Source organism: Synechococcus sp. H70.1, from assembly GCF_047502705.1.
Taxonomy (GTDB): Bacteria; Cyanobacteriota; Cyanobacteriia; order Thermostichales; family Thermostichaceae; genus Thermostichus.
In genome coordinates this window covers 56,423-59,466 of the sequence record NZ_JANSIV010000177.1, presented here as the reverse complement: position 1 = coordinate 59,466, position 3,044 = coordinate 56,423, and the positions used below count along the sequence as shown (strand labels likewise).

Sequence of the window (3,044 nt, the reverse complement as noted above, 5' to 3'; positions counted from 1 at the left end):
GCTCTGGACAGGGTAGGCTAGCTTTGTGCTGCAGCCAGTAGGACCAGTCGCAGACTAAGATGCCCTTTTCTCCTATGAAGGGGCTATTCACCCGTACCCGCGAGCCAAACTCAGCGGCCAAAGCAGCCCCCACTTGCCCCTGGAGGGGCTGATCCGAAACCAGCACCACCACAAAGCCCCGCGCCTTTGCAATCAGGCTCTTTAGCTCTTGTAGCAAGTGCTCCCGGAACAGAGGACTGTTGGGTAAGGGCAACCATGGCAAATAGAGGGCTAGGCTGGGCAGCGGCTCCCCACCGGAGCGGATCCACTCTTCACCTGAGCCGAAGCGCAGGGGTGTCAAGTCCGGCAGGCCCAGGCGCCAGCGATAGCTCTCTGCCTGCCGATCTAAATCCAGCGCCTCGCCGATAATCACCACTGGCTGGGTAGCCCAGATGGGTGCCAGCCATTCGTGTAAGGCCACTGGGCTGTGGTGAAGGGTGAGGCGGCCAGTCTCGCGATTGGTTTCTGCCCACCAGACCCAGCGGGAAGCGGGATCCCCTTCGGCGCTGAGCCGCCGGCGGAGCTGATCCCAAGGATCCGGCAGCCAGCCGCGGTAGCCAACCACCAAAGACAGCGCTACCTCCAGGTGAACCTGTTCGTCTGCCTGAACCAAGCAGCGGGAAAGGGGCCGTCGCAAAAGCTTTAGAGTCAAATGAACCTGGGCCTGGGAGATCCGCTCGGCCTCGGCAGGAAAGATTTGCCGCAGTTGCTGCCAATGGTTGGCTTCTAGGGTTAGGGTCAGCGCTTGGTAGGCCCACTCCTCCAGCTCCTCGGCGCCGTCCAAGATCAAGGGGATCCCGGTCGGCATCTTTGCCCCCCTTAGGCGCTCTTGCAACCAATCTAGGGGATCGACCAACAGCAACCCTTGAAAGTCAGGATCTGGCCAGCGATCCTTTTGCAGAACTGGCTTATGCAACTGCAAGACTTGTTGCAGCCAGGGGATCTCTTCCCTCAAAATTTGCGCCTGCACGGGCGCTGTGGCACAAAGCAAGGTAGCCTGGGGCCACATCAGAGCCGGCAGCAGATAGCTGAGGCGGTGCTGGCCCCCACCCGGCACCTGAATCAAGGTGCTGCGTCCTAGCCGCAATCCCCGGGCCACCATGCGGGCCATTGTCAACTGATGGGGCCACCCGGCCTCGGGAAGCTGCCGCAAAAGTTGCCGCAACTGTTGGTGGACTTCAACCTCAATCACGGTCGCTACGCCAGGGCTCCGCCACAGACGCTAGGGTGAACTAGCCTATTCTAGGGTAGGGAAGAAAACCAAACGACACCTTTGGGGTGAGCGATGTCTGGTGTTTCTGCTGTTCCCACGCCCTCGCCCAAACTTGGAGCCGCCCAGGCGGGATCCCTGCTCTTAGATCGCTCTGAGTGGGGTCGCTTGCGGATCCAGGGATCCGCCGCCCTAGACTACTTGCACAGCCAGAGCACTCAGAATCTCAAGGCTCTAAGCCCTGGCCAAGGGGCGGATACGGTTTTCGTCACCCCCACAGCAGGGATCATAGATCTAGCCACAGTCTACGCGGAAGAGGAAGCCTGCTGGATTTGGACTTCGCCGCAGCGCTGTCGCTCCCTGATGCAGAGCTTGGGGCGACTGTTGCCCTTTGTGCGCGGGGCCCAGCTAGTCGATGTAACCGATCAGACCTTTGCCTTTGGGCTAATTGGCCCCCAGAGCCAGGCCCTTCTGGAGAAGGTCATGGACCCAGGAGGGATCCCGACAAGACTATACGAACACCGCCAGGTAGAGATTCAGGGGATCCCTGTCCATTTGGCCTGTGGCAGCGGCCTTGCCCAGCCGGGATTTACCCTCTGGGGCAACCTAGAGCACAAAGCCGCCCTTGTCGACTGCTTGCTCCAGGTGGGAGCAGAGCTGGCCTCACCTGAACTTTGGGAAGCCCTGCGCCTGGAGGCCGGTCGCCCCGCCGCCGACCGCGAGCTAACCCCCGACTACAACCCTCTGGAAGCCGGCCTATGGCACGCCATTTCCCTCTCCAAAGGGTGTTACATTGGCCAGGAAGTCTTGGCCAAGCAGGTAACCTACCGGCGCATCCGCCAAACCTTATGGGGGATCCGCCTCCAAGGCGAGGCTCAGCCCGGTGCCGACATCGTGCGGCAAGGAGAAAAGATTGGTGTGTTGACCAGCGCTGGTCCCACCTCCCAAGGCTACTGGGGCTTGGGCTATGTGCGCACCAAGTTCGAGCCGGCTGAAGGGTGGGAGGTGGAAGTCGGTTCTGTAGCAGGGATCCTCACCCGCCCGCCCTTTTTGAGCTTTCCGCCTGTTGTTTGAGGTAGATCTCAGCTCCCTAGAGATCGAAGTGGCGGTGAAAGCGGGGATCCCACCTGTCCTTTTTGCGCTGATTACAGACTTTGCACAGGGTTTGCAAGTTGCTGATGTCGTTGCTGCCGCCCTGGGCAAGGGGGACGATGTGATCAACCTGAAGCTGCACCTCTGGGGGCGATTTGCCACAACTGCGGCAGCGGAAGCCATCCCTTTGGAAGACATACTCCCGCACAGATGCTGGGATCGGGATCCTCTCACCAGGTTTTCTCTCTTTCATCCATTACTCACCTGTATTGCGAAAACTATCTAGTTCCGAGTCTCGAGATGGGCTATCGGGAATAAACTCGAGACAAACTTTAAGGGATACTTTGCCCTCAGCCCAATCCTTTCTAGGCTGCAGGATTCGGGATTTTACTCCCTCTACTAAAGCTCTAATTTCTACGTGAACCTTTTTTGAGCGAAGGTAGCTATTTGTTCGTGCAATATCTGCAAGAAGGTAATCAATAATTGCACTGTGCAAAATACTAGGAAGATAGATTTGGTCGCCAATCGCAACGGTAGTTTCTTTATCATCTGCTTTGAGAAGTATCGAGTCAAGCATGTCTTGTTTCCTAGTGCTAACAGACCTGGCTAATCGGCATCCTTTCGAAGGTCATCCAGAGGAGATCCATCGCTTGCTGATCCTGGATCTTCTGGCTCAAACTCAACTATTAGCCTTACCCTAACT

At 57.9% G+C, this 3,044-nt stretch carries 4 protein-coding genes; 1 reads left to right on the top strand and 3 read right to left on the bottom strand.

What is annotated here, in order from left to right; genetic code table 11:
- The coding region (locus NW827_RS11950) for a hypothetical protein (protein ID WP_414503738.1) at nt 1-1,231 on the bottom strand (1,231 nt) is incomplete at its 3' end.
- A 93-nt stretch (nt 1,232-1,324) separates the two neighbouring features.
- On the opposite strand from NW827_RS11950, the gene NW827_RS11945 reads away from it, so the two are divergent.
- Nucleotides 1,325-2,323, top strand: coding sequence for a YgfZ/GcvT domain-containing protein (locus NW827_RS11945; protein WP_414359290.1), 999 nt, complete (start codon nt 1,325-1,327; stop codon nt 2,321-2,323).
- A 16-nt stretch (nt 2,324-2,339) separates the two neighbouring features.
- Here NW827_RS11945 and NW827_RS11940 read toward each other — a convergent pair whose 3' ends face one another.
- Both NW827_RS11940 and NW827_RS11935 read right to left on the bottom strand, forming a co-directional pair.
- Nucleotides 2,340-2,594 (bottom strand): HNH endonuclease, encoded by a 255-nt coding sequence (locus tag NW827_RS11940; protein WP_414403250.1) that lies wholly within the window; start codon nt 2,592-2,594, stop codon nt 2,340-2,342.
- A 3-nt stretch (nt 2,595-2,597) separates the two neighbouring features.
- Nucleotides 2,598-2,918, bottom strand: a complete 321-nt coding sequence (locus NW827_RS11935) for a KGK domain-containing protein (protein ID WP_414403249.1) — start codon at nt 2,916-2,918, stop codon at nt 2,598-2,600.
- Between the last annotated feature and the right edge of the window lie 126 nt (nt 2,919-3,044).